The organism is Collinsella aerofaciens (assembly GCF_015560135.1).
Lineage (GTDB): Bacteria > Actinomycetota > Coriobacteriia > Coriobacteriales > Coriobacteriaceae > Collinsella > Collinsella aerofaciens_AN.
In genome coordinates, this window is record NZ_JADMRH010000014.1 from 1 (window position 1) to 14,884 (window position 14,884).

12 protein-coding genes are annotated in these 14,884 nt (G+C 60.8%); 5 read left to right on the forward strand and 7 right to left on the reverse strand.

Features of this window, described 5'->3' with window-relative positions; all coding sequences use genetic code 11:
- Window positions 1-367: 367 nt before the first annotated feature.
- Window positions 368-1,306, reverse strand: coding sequence for a radical SAM protein (locus I2H19_RS06750; protein ID WP_195622121.1), 939 nt, complete (start codon window positions 1,304-1,306; stop codon window positions 368-370).
- Between the two features lie 528 nt (window positions 1,307-1,834).
- Here I2H19_RS06750 and I2H19_RS06755 point away from each other — a divergent pair.
- From I2H19_RS06755 to I2H19_RS09960, 3 genes are all read left to right on the forward strand, one after another.
- A complete protein-coding gene (locus tag I2H19_RS06755) occupies window positions 1,835-3,034 on the forward strand; it encodes a glycosyltransferase family 4 protein (protein WP_195622123.1) in 1,200 nt (399 codons plus the stop codon).
- A 156-nt stretch (window positions 3,035-3,190) separates the two neighbouring features.
- On the forward strand, window positions 3,191-4,240 hold the full coding sequence (trpS, locus tag I2H19_RS06760) for a tryptophan--tRNA ligase (RefSeq protein WP_089572045.1): 1,050 nt from the start codon (window positions 3,191-3,193) through the stop codon (window positions 4,238-4,240).
- A 223-nt stretch (window positions 4,241-4,463) separates the two neighbouring features.
- A complete protein-coding gene (locus tag I2H19_RS09960; RefSeq protein WP_229089825.1) occupies window positions 4,464-4,757 on the forward strand; it encodes a DUF6485 family protein in 294 nt (97 codons plus the stop codon).
- Window positions 4,758-5,114: 357 nt separating this feature from the next.
- Here I2H19_RS09960 and I2H19_RS06765 read toward each other — a convergent pair whose 3' ends face one another.
- From I2H19_RS06765 to pckA, 5 genes are all read right to left on the reverse strand, one after another.
- On the reverse strand, window positions 5,115-5,435 hold the full coding sequence (locus tag I2H19_RS06765) for an MGMT family protein (RefSeq protein WP_195622125.1): 321 nt from the start codon (window positions 5,433-5,435) through the stop codon (window positions 5,115-5,117).
- A gap of 79 nt (window positions 5,436-5,514) precedes the next feature.
- Window positions 5,515-6,369 (reverse strand): DegV family protein, encoded by an 855-nt coding sequence (locus tag I2H19_RS06770; protein WP_117583755.1) that lies wholly within the window; start codon window positions 6,367-6,369, stop codon window positions 5,515-5,517.
- 119 nt (window positions 6,370-6,488) lie between these two features.
- Window positions 6,489-6,938 carry a MarR family winged helix-turn-helix transcriptional regulator gene (locus I2H19_RS06775; protein ID WP_022093866.1) on the reverse strand — a complete coding sequence of 150 codons (450 nt, stop codon included), beginning with the start codon at window positions 6,936-6,938 and terminating at the stop codon, window positions 6,489-6,491.
- A 170-nt stretch (window positions 6,939-7,108) separates the two neighbouring features.
- Entirely contained in the window at window positions 7,109-7,828 is a 720-nt protein-coding gene (locus I2H19_RS06780) for a B3/B4 domain-containing protein (protein ID WP_195622128.1), read from the reverse strand.
- Window positions 7,829-8,054: 226 nt separating this feature from the next.
- Window positions 8,055-9,725: a phosphoenolpyruvate carboxykinase (ATP) gene (pckA, locus tag I2H19_RS06785; protein ID WP_195622130.1), complete on the reverse strand. Its 1,671-nt coding sequence runs from the start codon at window positions 9,723-9,725 to the stop codon at window positions 8,055-8,057.
- A gap of 352 nt (window positions 9,726-10,077) precedes the next feature.
- On the opposite strand from pckA, the gene I2H19_RS06790 reads away from it, so the two are divergent.
- Entirely contained in the window at window positions 10,078-11,652 is a 1,575-nt protein-coding gene (locus tag I2H19_RS06790; RefSeq protein ID WP_229089826.1) for a lipopolysaccharide biosynthesis protein, read from the forward strand.
- A gap of 318 nt (window positions 11,653-11,970) precedes the next feature.
- Here I2H19_RS06790 and I2H19_RS06795 read toward each other — a convergent pair whose 3' ends face one another.
- Complete coding sequence (locus I2H19_RS06795) at window positions 11,971-12,810, reverse strand: metallophosphoesterase family protein (protein ID WP_195622131.1); 840 nt, start codon at window positions 12,808-12,810, stop codon at window positions 11,971-11,973.
- 253 nt (window positions 12,811-13,063) lie between these two features.
- Between I2H19_RS06795 and I2H19_RS06800 the strand changes: the two genes are divergently transcribed.
- Window positions 13,064-14,665 (forward strand): potassium/proton antiporter, encoded by a 1,602-nt coding sequence (locus I2H19_RS06800; protein ID WP_195622132.1) that lies wholly within the window; start codon window positions 13,064-13,066, stop codon window positions 14,663-14,665.
- Window positions 14,666-14,884 lie beyond the last annotated feature (219 nt).

Below are 14,884 nucleotides of genomic sequence, written 5' to 3' on the forward strand. Positions count from 1 at the left end.
GCCGGGGCTGATAGGGCGGGCGCGCGCAGAGAGGGGCGATGCCCCGCTGTCCTAGCCTGAAGGGAAAAAAGGAATAGGCGGACCGACCGTCCGGCTGAGTCTGGGAAGAGGTGCCGGACGGAGGGCGGAGCATGGCCACCGGACCCATCGAAACACATCTCCACCGTTCCTTCAACTGGGAAAATGCCGCCCCCGGGGCCCGCGAGGGGCCTCGGGGGCGTTCGGCTAGCTGCGGGAACGTCCTATCCGCTCAATGTGTTCGGCTGAGATCGGAAATCAACCCGCGGGTATTTTGACAACTTTTCGGACAGGCGATCCTCTCGATGATTTTTTAATCCCCGTCCCAGAAAAATCATCGACGAACGCCCTACTTTGCGCTGGTGAGGACGCCGGTGGTGTCGAAGACCGGGGTGAAGCTCTCGTCTACCGCGCCGCCCTCTTGCCAGAACATCGTTGTAAAGCCCAGGTCGTCGGCATGGTCGAGCACCTGCTCGTACTCATCGCGCGTCACGGCTCGTGCCAGGTCGCCGCCCTGCTCGCGCATGAGCGCATTGGGCGTGTACTGGTTCATGACCGAGACCGGCACATCGCCCACCGTCTGCCACACCAGGTCCAGCACGCGACACGAATCGTCCGCATGCCCCGGCAGCACCAAGTGGCGCACGATGATGCCGCGCTTCATGAGCCCGTCGTCGTCCACCAGCTCTCCCCCGCGGCGCTCGATCTCGCGCGCCATCTGCGCCAGGCCCGACACGGCCACGCGCGGGTAGTCCTTAATGTGGGAGAGCGACCGTGCAAGCCCCGCATCGGCATATTTAAAGTCGGTAAGCCACACGTCGACCAGATCGCCGAGCGCCGCCACGGCACTCGCGCGCTCATAACCGCTCGTGTTGTAGACGATCGGGATGACCAGTCCGTGTGCCCGTGCCGCGGAAATCGAAGCCGGCAGCAGGTGCGCATAGTGTGTCGCCGTCACCAGGTTAATGTTGTTCGCACCCTGGTCCTGCAGCTCCAACATAATCTCGACCAGGCGCTCGGGCGAAATCTCAAGCCCAAAATTGCCCGTCGAGATCTCGTGGTTCTGGCAATAGACGCATTTGAGCGAGCAGCCGCTAAAGAAGATCGTGCCCGAGCCGGCCTCGCCCGAGATAGGCGGCTCCTCCCACATATGAAGCGCCGCGCGGGCCACCTTGAGCGTGTCGTTAGCACCGCATACGCCGCGCGCACCCTCACCGCGCGCCGCACCGCAACGGCGCGGACACAAATGACAGGCGGGCGAAAAAAGTTCGGTCAACGACGTCGGCATAAAGACATGCTCCAAAAACAACGATTCAGCAGCTCAAGCCCAAAAGGACCAACCGCACAGACGGCTCGAGCCCAAGGCGCCGTAATCGTCCGACACGATTTTTGTAATGTCAAGACTGGAATCCACAAAGTGCCGCTTTATGATGTAGGTATTCCGCCCCCCGCGGAGCAACTGGGTGAACCGTCGCGTTTATTTAGGGAGCCCACACAGTCGTACCTAGTACAGGTATCCTTCGTTGTTAAGGACGCTGGAACAGTCGATGAGGGCACCCACCTGTTTTAGGTGGGTTCATTTTCGTAACGTGGGGGGTGGTTTTCTTTTGCCGAAACTCGCCATTGTAAATCCCGCCCAGATCCCCAAAAGGCACCAGGCAGAACCCCACCATCACTCGAATATCTGGTAAGCACGTGATTATCGCCCCGTGCAATTCCTCACACCCTCCTTGGTCGAGTATCATGGGTCAGCTATACCCTTTGCGGCGTGGCATCCTTTGACCTTTTCCTTCGACGCTTGGCGGTTTATCGATTCATGGTTTCCTCCACGAGCTTCATACCGTACCTGTGCGTGGCGGTCGCGGCTCTTATCACGACCTTCCTTGCGGTGCCCCTGGTCAAGCGCCTGGCAATCAAGCTCGACGCCGTCGACTATCCTTCCAAGCGCCGCATCAACACTAAACCCATCCCGCGCATGGGTGGCACGGCGGTCTTTTTGGGCCTCGTCGTCGCCTGCACCGTGCAGATCCTAGGCACCTGGTACCTGGGCTGGCCGCCCGTTTTGGTGCCCCACCCCCGTCTGCACATCAGCTACCCCATACTTGCGCTTTCTTTTACCGTTATCTTTGCGACCGGCGCGATCGACGACGTCTTTCAGCTCAAGCCCAAGCAAAAGCTGGCCGGCCAGGTCCTCGCCGCGCTCATCGCCTGCGTGGGCGGCCTAAAAATCGGCGTCATCGTCAACCCGTTTGCCCCCGGCGAGATCATGCTCGGCTGGCTCGCTTACCCCATCACCGTGGTCTACCTGGTGGCGTTCACCAACATCATCAACCTCATCGACGGCCTTGACGGCCTGGCAACGGGCATCTGTGGCATCGCATCGTTCACGATGTTCTCGATGGCCGTTCTCTCGGGCCGCATCGATGCCGCCGCGCTCTCCATCGCGTTGTTTGGCGCCTGCTTGGCCTTTTTGCGGTACAACTTCAACCCCGCGAGTATCTTCTTGGGCGACTCGGGTTCGCTGCTGCTGGGCTTTGCGCTCGGCTCCATATCGCTGCTCAACGTGAGCCGCACCGCCGCGCTCACATCGCTCATCATCCCGCTCATCGTGGCCGGCGTGCCCATCATCGACACGTTTAGCGCCATCGTGCGCCGCAAGCGCGCCCACATTAGCATTGGGCAGGCCGACAAGGGCCACATTCACCACCGCCTGATTCAAGAGGGTTACAACCAAAAGCAGGCCGTGCTGCTCATCTACGCCTGGTGCATCATGCTTTCGGCCGGCGCCGCCGCCATCAATCAGGTCGAGGTTCCCATGCGCGTGCTCATCTTTACCGTGCTCGCCATTGGCTCGGCGGCCTTCGCCAAGCACCTGCACCTGTTTGAGCCCGTGCTACGCCACCATTACAACAAGCGCACGCACGAAGACGAGCTGGTAACCCCCGACGACCCCGCCTTTAAGCAGGAGGAGCAGGCAGCCGAGGAACGTAAAGAAGAGCGCCACCACAAGCTCTAGGGTAAGCTGCCGAGGATGTGCCCAGGCACCGTTGGCCAAGCGCAGCCCGATACCCATCGCGTAAGCCGCCTCTCCCCCGCCCCTCGCCTACTTACGCCCCGACCCTCCAATAAACGCGTTATCATCTTGACCCATGAACATACGTTAGGAGCAATCATGCCAAACGAGAACAGCTACGAAGTCGCGCTGCAAAAGAGCAACGCCATTCGCGAGGGCCTGGCCAAGACGCCCGAGAAGTTCACCATGCTTACCGGTGACCGCCCCACTGGCCGTCTGCACCTGGGCCACTACTTTGGCACCCTCAAGGGCCGCGTTGAATTGCAGAACATGGGCGCCAAGACCAACGTGCTCATCGCCGACTACCAGGTCATCACCGACCGCGACACCACCGAGCACATCCAGGACAACGTGTACAACATGGTCATGGACTACCTTGCCTGCGGTATCGACCCCGACAAGACCATGATCTATGCGCACTCCGCCGTGCCCGCCGCCAACCAGCTCATGCTGCCGTTCCTGTCGCTGGTGTCCGAGGCCGAGCTGGCACGCAACCCCACCGTCAAGGCCGAGATGGAGGCCTCGGGCCATGAGCTTACCGGCCTTCTGCTCACCTACCCGGTGCACCAGGCCTGCGACATCCTGTTCTGCAAGGGCAACGTGGTGCCGGTCGGTCGCGACCAGCTGCCGCACATCGAGCTCACCCGCACCATCGCCCGCCGCTTTAACAACCGCTACGGCAAGGTGTTCCCCGAAGTCGACGCGCTGCTGTCCGAGACCCCGCTGCTGCCCGGCCTAGACGGTCGCAAGATGAGCAAGAGCTACGGCAACGCCATCAATATCTCGATGACCGCCGAGGAGACGGCCAAGCGCATCAAGAAGAGCCAGACCGACTCCGAGCGCATGATCACGTTCGACCCCGAGAACCGCCCCGGCGTGTCCGGCCTGCTTTCCACGGCAGCCATCTGCACCGGCCGATCCGAGGTCGAGATTGCCGAGGAGATTGGCATGGGCGGCTCCGGCCAGCTCAAGAAGTACGTGACCGAGGCCGTCAACGAGTACTTCGCGCCGATCCGCGAGCGTCGCCAGCGCTACGAGAACGATCTGGACTATGTGAAGGACGTCCTACACGAGGGCAACCGTCGTGCTAACGAGATCGCCGAGCAGACCCTGGCAGAGGTTCAGGATGCCATGGGTATGGTGTACTAGCCGAGAACAATAAACAGCAGTCAAACAAAACCGCCGCGATGAGTACAATCCTCATTGCGGCGGTTTTGTTTTCTTCAGAGGTCGGTCGCCGAGGTATTCAGCCGCTCGGCAGAACCCCTAAGTCGCAAGCACCCTAAGACTATATTCTGTTAAGCAATGACGCCCTATTGTTTTAACATGCGGCAGCGTTTTACAGCAGAGCCGACCGACTGGAAGGAGCTCCATGAGCTCAGTTGCGTTTTGCACATGCAACGACCGGAAATGCCCGTTTAACCCTGTCAACCACGACAAGGGCTGCACGCCTTGTATCGCCAAGAATCTGCACGAGCACGAGATTCCAACGTGCCTGTTCAACGCGATTTCTCCTGATCGGCTTGAGGCCGATAAAGACGAGTGGTCGTGGCAAGCGTTCGCGCGGCATGTAGAGGCGTATCTGGGAAGCAACAGCCCAAGGATCCCCGCGAGCGAAGAGGCGCCGCAGAGGTTTACAAAGATCGGTTGCTGCAAGCGGGACTAACAATCAAAGTTTGTGCCACCCTAAGGCCAAACGTCGGCACCTCATTTTGGGATAACGGACCTGATGTTTTGTCCCATGATTACAGGAAAGCGCCCGCCGGCCATGGCAGCCGACGGGCGCTTTCCCGAAGTACACCGTTGAATCGCACAGAGGGGAGGAATGCGAATCAAACTCAACAGGGCAGGCTTTTTCATCGCCTATGGCCTGCTCCGTTGCTGAATACAATATAGTTCGCCGTGGTTTACTTTCTAGTGTGAAACTACCTCACCATACCTTCTCCATAAGTTAGCTCAGGTAAACTAGAAGCACCGCAAAGGGGACAGGCACCTTTGTGGTGGTTTTGGCGCGAGCAAGCCGTTAAAGCCCGGCCGGCCAACGACAGGCGCCCAGGTCGACGTGCATGGGATCGGTAAACGTCACGCCCTCCCCCATTAAGAGCTCACGCTGAGCATCGGGGCCGCCAAACGCAAAGCCCTCGCAAATGCGGCCATCGGCAAACACCACGCGATGGCAGGGAATCTGACCAGGGCGCGGATTGCTGTGCAGCGCATAGCCCACAAAGCGCGCGCTCCGCGGACGACCGGCGAGCAGCGCCACCTGACCGTAGGTGGCGACCATCCCCTCGGGAATCTGCTCGACTACCTCGTACACCCGCTCAAAAAAGCCCTTAGATGCCATCGCACGCTCCTTTCAACCCGGTAAAGCATAAACCACCACAAAGGTGCCTGTCCCCTTTGTGGTGGTTTTGGCAGGTGGGCTAGTTAACGGGCTGGAAGAAGGCTACGGCTACGGCGCCGGGGCCTACATGGGTGCCGATGGTGGCGCCGATGGTGTGAACGGGCAGTTCGCCCTCGGTGTGGCCAGCCCACAGTGCCGCGCTGTCCTCGATATACTTCTTGAGCACCGCATCCGAAAGGCCCGTATAGCCGAGCGCCAGCGGCATGGAAAAGTCGATGCCGCCTGCCTTTTCGACCTTCTGGTTGAGCAGGTTACGTCCGTTCTTGGAACCGCGCGCCTTGCCCAGCTGCACGATCAGACCGTCCTCGGCAGCCACAACGGGCTTTACGTTGAGCAGCGTGCCCACGGCGCCGGCAGCAGCAGACAGGCGACCGCCGCGCACCAGGTACTCCAGCGTCTCGAGCAGACCAATAACCACCACGCGGTCACGGACGGCCTCGACAGCCGCCGCGATCTGGGCCGCGCCCTGGCCCTCGTCCACTAGGCGCAGGGCATACTCGACCAGCACGCGCTCACCCAGGGTAACGTTATTGCTATCAACCACATACACGTCGCCGCCCGGCGCCTCGGCAAGTGCGGTACGGGCGCTCTGATTGGTCCCCGAAAGTTTGGCACCCACGGTAATAATCACCGCCTCGTCGCCGGCCTCACGTGCTTCGGCAATCGCCTGCGAAAAGGCGTACGGGTTGACCTGACCGGTCTTGGGCAGCTCGTCGCGCTCCACGAGCATCTCGTAAAAGCGCTGGTGATCGATGTCGACGCCATCCATATACACATCGGTGCCAAAGGTAACGGACAGCGGCAAGACGGACAGCGCCGGGTGCTCCGCCGGCGACATATCGCTGGCGGAATCGGTAATAATGCGGACGGACATAGCGAATCCTTTCTTGCGCAGGTCTCGCGCAGGGAATTTTGACAGCAATGTCCCGGCACGGCGTACGCGCTCAAACGGGACGATGCAGTTCTTGGCTGAAAGCTAGCGCCAGCGCGGCTCTAGATCTCGCGCAGGGTGTTGAGAATCGTGCGCAGCGACGCATACATCTGCTCGCGCTGCTCCACGCCCATAGCCTTACCGGTGGTATCGAGCACCTCGCGAATGATGCGGTCCGCCTCGCTCATGCTCTCGCCGCCTAGAGCGGTCAGGCGCACCGGAGCACGATACTTAACGGCGGCATCGCCCGAATCATCGACCTCGACGTAGCCGCCCTCCTCCAGATGCGCGAGCGTGCGCGAGACGGCGGCACGGGTCACGCCTGCCATGCGAGCCAGGTCAGCACCAGTCAGGCCGTCCTTGCTGCGCTCAAGATAGTACAGGCACATAACATCGGAGCCCTTAAGGCCGAGCCTTGCGCCTTCGGACGTCTTAATGCGCTGGATCTCCTTGTAGAGCCCGCTGATCAGTCCGACAAAGTCCTCAAAACGTGTCTCGTCGTTCTGCTGCATGGGAGACGACCGCCTTTCGCTTGCATAATGCTTACGGGTAAACATCTTAGTCGCATAAGCCGACACCCGTACCCAAATATCCCATTTGTTAACCCATCAACATAAAAACCACCACAAAGGGAACAGACACCTTTGTGGTGGTTTGGGGCATCAATAGGTTCTAGGCGTCGCTACAGCTCCGCGCAAGGATTGTCACGGGTCACAAGCGTCTTAACGACAACCGTCGCTCCCAGATAGCGCTCGAGCAGCTCGGCTAAGCGATCGATCGCGGCCTGGCAATCCCCCATCCGCTCGGGCTCCACGCACTCAATCGCCAGGAACGCATCGGCCGAATCGTCGGACAGCGCCGTGCGAACGCCGTCGCGCCAGTTCCAGCAGCGGCACACGGCGCCCGCGTCATCAATGTAGGCGAGCTCGCCGGGAAGCGTCGGGTCATCTGTCTCTTCGCCAAGCAGCAGAAATGAATCGCCACCGTCGGTCACCGCCAACCGCAGATCGCCCTCGATAGCATGTAGGTCCTCGCCGCCAACGGGCAGCGCGTAGGTCAGCGACACCGTGTTGTAGATGTCCACCGCGGGCGTAATGTGGCCCACCGGTTTGCCCTTGAGCACACGCTTGAGCAGGTTCTCAATTGAGCAACGCGCGCCCTTCTTGGTCTTGAATAGGCGATATGCCTCGCGCCATGCCTTGACCGGTGCGTTCTCGCTGATAGTATCGCTGGTCAGATGACGCTCCGCGTCGATATTGGCGCGGTCGAGCAACGCCGCAATCGCATCCACGTCCTCCTGGGAAATCTGAGCCGCGGGCTTCATGCCCTTTACGACCACAACACCGACAGCCGCCTGCGGAAATAGCTCCCAAAACGAATCCTCGGCAACGAAACTCTTCATGTGCTCTCCCTTCATAGCATGCGCCCGAGCCCGGGTGCCTAAACAAAAAGCGCCCTTACGACGGCCACCTTCAAAGTCCTACGGTGCCGCCACAAGAGCGCTTACGCTGCCCCCATCCGGAGAAGGGAGCGATATGTCAGGCGTATTGTAACCCGAGTCATCCGCGCGAGTAAAACCACCACAAAGGCGCCCGCCCCTTTATGGTGGTTTTGGGTCTGAAGCAACGTTAGTGTCGGAGTCCCAGCAGGCCGCGGCCGCGATGACGGGCGTCGGCGTGCACCTGAGCGTGCGGACCGGCGGCCTTCACGGACTCGGGCAGGTGCGAGTACTTCTTCTCGAAGTTCTCCTCGAACATCACGGCCAGGTTGTGCGCCGCCTCGTCGTAGCGCGCGGTGCTCTGCCAGTACTGGCGCGGCACCAGGATGCCGTCGGGCACGCCGTGGCACGTAGTGGGAATGTCGACATTGAAAATATCGTCGTGCACGAACTCGCTGCCCTCGATGGTACCGTCGAGGGCGCGGGCCACCAGGGCGCGCGTGTAGGCAAGCTCGATGCGATGGCCCACGCCGTAGCCGCCGCCAATCCAGCCGGTGTTGACCAGGTACACACGCGTGCGGCCGTCGGCGATGCGCTCACCGAGCATCTTGGCATAGACCATGGGGTCGAGCGGCATAAACGGCTCGCCAAACAGCGAAGAGAACGTGGGCGTGGGCTCGGTGACGCCGACCTCGGTGCCGGGGATCTTGGCCGTAAAGCCCGTCACGAAGTGGTACATGGCGGCATCGGCCGTCAGGCGTGAGATGGGCGGCAACACGCCAAAGGCGTCGCAGGTCAGGAACAGCACGACGCTTGGAGTGGTGCCCATGCCCTTGGTCCACGCGTTGGGAATGTGCTCCACAGGGTATGCCACGCGTGTGTTGTGCGTGATCGAGATGTCGTCGTAGTTGGGCTTGCGGTTCTCGTCGAGCACCACGTTTTCGCAGATGGCACCAAAGCGGACGGCGTTGAAGATTTCGGGCTCGTGGAACGCGTCCAGGCCCTCGCATTTGGCGTAGCAGCCACCCTCGATGTTGAAGATACCCATGTCGGACCAGCCGTGCTCGTCGTCGCCGATCAGTAGGCGCGTGGGGTTGGCCGAAAGCGTGGTCTTGCCGGTGCCGGACAGGCCAAAGAACACGGCGGTCTCGTGCGTGACAGGATCCATGCTGGCCGAGCAGTGCATGGGCAGCACGTCGTCCTCGACGGGCAGCAGGTAGTTCATGACGCTGAAGATCGACTTTTTGATCTCACCGGAGTAGCCGGTGCCGGCGACCAGAATCACGCGTTCCTGGAAGTTGATGACCACGGCGGCGCTGGAGTTGAGGCCCTTAATGGCGGGATCGCACTGGTAGCCGGGAGCGGCGAGCACGCAAAAGTCCGGCTCACCGGTGCGCGCGATTTCGCGGGCGAGCGGGCGGGCGAGCATCTGCTTAATAAAGAGTGCCTGGCTGGCACGCTCGCAGGCAACGAGCAGTCGACGCGTGTGGTTGCGGTCGGCGCCGGCCATGCCGCGGGTGACGAACACATCGCGCTCGTTGAGGTAGTTGACGATACCGGCCTTGATGGTCTCATAGCTCTCGATCGAAAGCGGTCGGTTGACCGCGCCCCAGGCGATCTTGTCGTGCACGTCGGGCGTGTCGACGATAAAGCGGTCGTTGGGCGAACGGCCGGTGCGCTCCCCCGTCTCGATCACCAGCGCGCCGTTGGATGCCATACGACCTTCTTCGCGGCGGATGGCGTGCTCGACGAGCTCCGCGGCGGGTAGATCGACCAGCAGACGGGGCTGATTCTCGGCGGGATCTTCGACCAGCGTAATACCAAAGTTGGACAGAACTTCTGCAGGGGTAACACCAGGCATGGGGCCTCCTTTAAAAACGCGACACGTGGACGCGGCGCGCACTTTACTCACGTAAAGCCCGTTGTACCCGATATGCAAAAACGTTTTTGCGGCAACGGCGAAGCGCCCGCCCAACGGTCAAAAATCGCACGCAAGCGGCCTAGTCGTTAGGGACACTCTTGAACAGGCAACAACCAAGGAGCGACCCCGGATGCCGGCACTTAGGGACATTCCCAAAGTGCCGGCACATAAGGAACGTCCCCAAATGCCGTCTACTGAATGGCGCCGCCGAAATTATCGAACAACCTGTTCAAAAACACGAACGAACACCGTCGCGTCTATACTAGAGCGCAGCAATAGAAAGGACTCCGCTTTGAGCATCACGCCCATCGATAGCATTCGCCGCGCCATCGCCCGCCGCAATGGCGTCGCCGACCCCACCGTATCGGACGGGGCGCACGGGCAGGGCGGACGCATCGAGAACGGACTGTTCCCCGCATCGCACACCGCCGAGGAGCTCGCACGAATCCAAGAGCTAAGCCAGCGTAACGCCGGCGGTCCCGACAGCAGCCAGGTCACACGCCGTCGCCGCGAGCGCGATCGCCAGCCCGGCCCCATCCACCGCATGGTCAATGCCTGGTGGAACCGCCTGCTCGGAGCCGTCTACGGCGGCGGCTTCTCCACGCAAGAAGCCGAGTACGAAGATCACGCCACCCGTCGCGACTACCTTTGGAATACCCTGGGCACCGCCGTGTGGGGCATGGCGTTTCCGTTGCTCACCATCGTGTCCACACAGCTCGCGGGCGCCGAGGAGGCTGGCAAATTCTCCATCGCCTTTGTCACCGGCACGCTCATCATGATCGCGTGCAACTACGGCGTGCGCAATTTCCAGGTCTCGGACATCGACGAAAAGACGTCCTTTGCCTCTTACCAGCTCAACCGCTGGCTCTGCGGAGCGCTCGCGCTGGCATGCGGCCTGGTATACAGCAGCGCCCGCGGCTACGATGCGCAGATGGCCACGATCGGCCTGGGCGTCTACCTCTATAAGGTGATCGACGGCATCGCCGACGTGTGCGAGGGCCGCCTGCAGCAGGCCGACAAGCTCTATTTGGCCGGCATGAGCCAAACGCTGCGTTCCGCCGGCGTCATCGCGGTCTTTAGCGTGGCACTGTTCCTCACGCGCAGCATGCCCATCGCCGCCATGGCCATGGGCATCGCCGCGATCGCCTCGCTCGTGCTGGTCACCGCGCCGCTCGCCCTGCTCGAGACCGAAAAATCGCGCCACGTGAGCCTGCGCGAGGTCGGCCACCTGTTTGTCCAGTGCGCCCCGCTCTTTGGTGCACTGTTCCTGTTCAACCTTATTGAGAGCATGCCCAAGTTCGTGATGGAAGGCACGCTGGCCTACAAGTATCAGCTGTACTTTAATGCCCTGCTCTTTCCAGCGCAGGCCATTTTGTTGAGCATTGGATTTATCTATAAACCGCAGCTCCTGCGTTTGTCGAGCATTTGGGCTAATCCTCGCAAGCGTCGTCGCTTTGACCTGATTATTGTTGCCGTTATGGCACTGATCGTGGTCATCACCAGCGTGTGCGCCGCATTTATGGCAGGTCCCGGTATTCCCCTCATGAGCTTTATGTACGGCCTCAGCTTTGAACGCTACCGTACGCTGGCGCTGCTGATGGTCGTCGCCGGCGGCGTCACCGCGGCCATCGACTTTATCTACGCCATCATCACGGTGCTGCGCCACGCTGGAGACGTCACCAAGATCTACCTGATTTGCTTCGCCGTAAGCATGGTGCTGCCGGTGATCCTGATTAAGCTGCTGGATCTGATGGGCGCTGTGGTGAGCTACCTAGCCATCATGGCCCTACTCCTGGTGCTACTGATTATCGAGTACCGCCGCATCCGCCAACGCATCGAACGCGACCGCAACCCATACGGCGCCTAATTAGCTGCCCCCGGTCACCGGAATTTGCGATGGAATCGCCCCGGCTGGAGCCTCGTTGAAGACAATATGCATCACGTAAAACTAAGTGAGTAGATTTTTACCGAATCCCTGACCACACCGACAGAGCACAAGTCTGTGACCTGCGGTTTTATTGAGGCAAATATGTTGGGTGCTCGGCATTTCCAAAAAAGTCTACTCACTTAGCCAGCGGGCAACCAAATGATTATTTAATCCCCGTCCCAGAGAAATCAATTAGCGGGCAGAAGGGCAAGAGTAGTCAAAAAAGCTCCGTCCCAAATTAGCTACCCTTTGCACCGATTATTCGCCTGGGTTGATGTTCGCATAGAACTCGGCGCCGTCATCAAGGCGCAGGATACCGACGCGACCGAACTCGGAGCCGGTGGCGGCGGCGCAGTCGATATCGATGCGATCGGGCACGCCGGCGGTATCCTCGCCACCCAGACGCACAATCTGCCCGCGGCCCGACTCCTCATCGAGCCCCGCAAGACCACCGACCTCGCAATAACGCCCGAGCGACACCGTTGGCGTGTGACCGCTCACCACGACCGGACCCTTGCCCTCGGCAGAAAGCAGCCCGGTCGGCGCATCCCAATAGCCGTGACGAATCCACAGTAGGTCATCGGACGACTGCACCGCGAGCATCTGCTGCAGCAGCTCGCGATCGGCACCCACCGCTCCAACGCCATCGGCACAATCGACGCCATGCTCAAGCAAAAACGCGCGCGCCGCCTTCATCTCGATTCCAGCATGTACCAGCAGATACGGGCGCTCCTCGGTCTCGGCCACCGCGTAGAGCGGCAGCGCGGCCATCCATCGCACGAGCTCCTCGTATGCCTCAAATTCCATGTCGTTGAGCTGCTCGCGCGTCGTCCAGCCACCGTTGATATCCCAGGTCTCGGCATCGAGCGGATCCTGGCCAATGATGGCATCGAGCATGATCTGCTCGTGATTGCCCTTGAGCACGTGGGCGTTGGGCAGCGAGCGCACGAGCTTAATAACGCCGACCGGATCGGGCCCGCGATCGATCATGTCGCCCAGCACGTACAGCGTGTCGTCGGACGTCAGCGAGATCTTAGACAGGGCCTCGTCAAGCGCACGCACGTGCCCGTGAGCATCAGATGTCACATAGATTGCCATGGTACGCCTCTCCTTGCATTGCGGCCGAAGCCCGGTGCCGCAACTAAAACTTCAAGTTGAACTTAAACGTTACCCATTGTACTCCGTTGCAATAAAGCTGGAAAGGTTTTCCGAGCAGAGGCAAAGACGGCAGCCGTCTATGACGATATCGCGCACGCCCGCAATCCAACCCCATAAACCCACCATCTTTGGGTACAAACAACCGCAGACAACTGACCGTGCCACGCCAACCACCCAGGAGCGGACACCATCCATGAACCAGATCCTTCTCTTTATCGGCCTCGTTATTATTCTGTGCCTGACCATCAAGCCCGTCGGCAAAAAACTCCCCTTCCCCACCCTGCTCATCTTTATCGCGCTCGGCATGCTGTTGGGCGTCAACGGGCCGGCGCACATCGAATTTAGCGACTACGCGCTCACCGAAACCGTCTGCAGCACGGCGCTGCTGTTCATCATGTTCTACGGCGGCTTTAACACCAATATCGACCGTGCCAAACCCGTTGCCGTGCCCGCGGTATTGCTGAGCACGCTCGGCGTCGTCATCACTGCTGGCATCACCGGCGTGTTCGCCCACTTTGTGCTGGGCTTCGACTGGATCGGCGGCCTGCTGTTGGGATCGGTCGTGGCATCCACCGACGCGGTCAGCGTCTTTAGCGTGCTGCGCGAGCACAGTCTGTCGCTGAGGGGCGGGACCGACTCGCTGCTCGAGGTCGAATCGGGCTCCAACGACCCCGTCGCCTACATGCTCACCGCCGTGCTCGCGACCCTCGCGGCGGGCGGCAATATCGACATTCCCGTGCTACTGACCAAGCAGATCATCCTGGGCGTGGGGTTGGGCCTTGCCATCGGCTGGACATCCAGCCGTCTGATTGAGCGCGCACACGCAACGGCCGAAGGCGCGCAGACCATCTTCTTGTTCGCCGTGGCGATCATCGCCTACGCGCTGCCGAGCTACCTGGGTGGCAACGGCTTTTTGGCCGTGTACCTGGCCGGCATTGTGCTGGGCGCGAGCGACATCACCGGCAAGGTCGAGATGGCGCACTTCTTCGACACCCTCACCGAGATGGCCGAGATGACCATTTTCTTTTTGCTCGGCTTGCTCGTGACGCCCGCCCGCCTGCCGCAAATGCTGCTGCCGGGCCTGGCGCTCATGGCGTTTATGCTCTTTGCGAGCCGCCCCATCGCCGTCGGCATGCTGCTGGCGCCCTTTAAGACCAACCCCCGTCAGGTTGCGCTCGTAAGCTGGGCCGGTCTGCGCGGCGCGGCTTCGGTCGTGTTTAGCCTCTTTGCCGTGGTGGCCGGTGTTCCCGGCGGTCACGACCTGTTTGACCTGGTGTTTGTGATTGCCGTGTCGAGCATTGTGGCGCAGGGCTCGCTGCTGCCGGCGGTGGCGAAGAAACTCGATATGATCGATGCGGCCGGCGACGTGCGCCGCACCTTTAACGATTACCGCGACGAGGACGGCATGTCGTTTGTCAAGCTCAAAGTGGGTGCGGGGCATCCGTTTGCCGGACGCTCGCTCGCCGATATCGGCAGCGCCACGGACATGCTGGTAGTCTTGGTGCTGCGCGACGGTGCACACCCGGTGCTGCCCAACGGCGATACCGTAATTGAAGAAGGCGACCTTCTGGTTATGGCCGCGCCGACGTTTGAAGAGCGTGCCGAGGTTACGCTGCGCGAGGTCACCGTGACGCCCCACGGTCGCCTGGCCGGTCAGCGCCTGCGCGATGTGCCGCAAGGCAAGCATCCGTTTATCGTGGTGATGCTCAAGCGCGACGGCCAAACGATCATTCCCGATGGCAACACCCTAATATACGCCGGCGACGAAGCCGTCATCGCCACGCTGGCGTCGTAGTGACCAGGGGTTAGCTAATTTGCGACGAAGAAATCAAGCGCCTAGAGAACCTCATGCCTTCGCTCGCAGATTTGGATTTGCCCGAGGAGTAAAGCACCCCTCCCCCATGTAACCATCCTGTAAATCATAGCGGCGCACTCGGGTTTTGCTGTGATTCGGTCGCGCCTGACGCTCCACTGTGCTAAAGTATCCCGAACGTTCAAACGACTACGAGGGGAA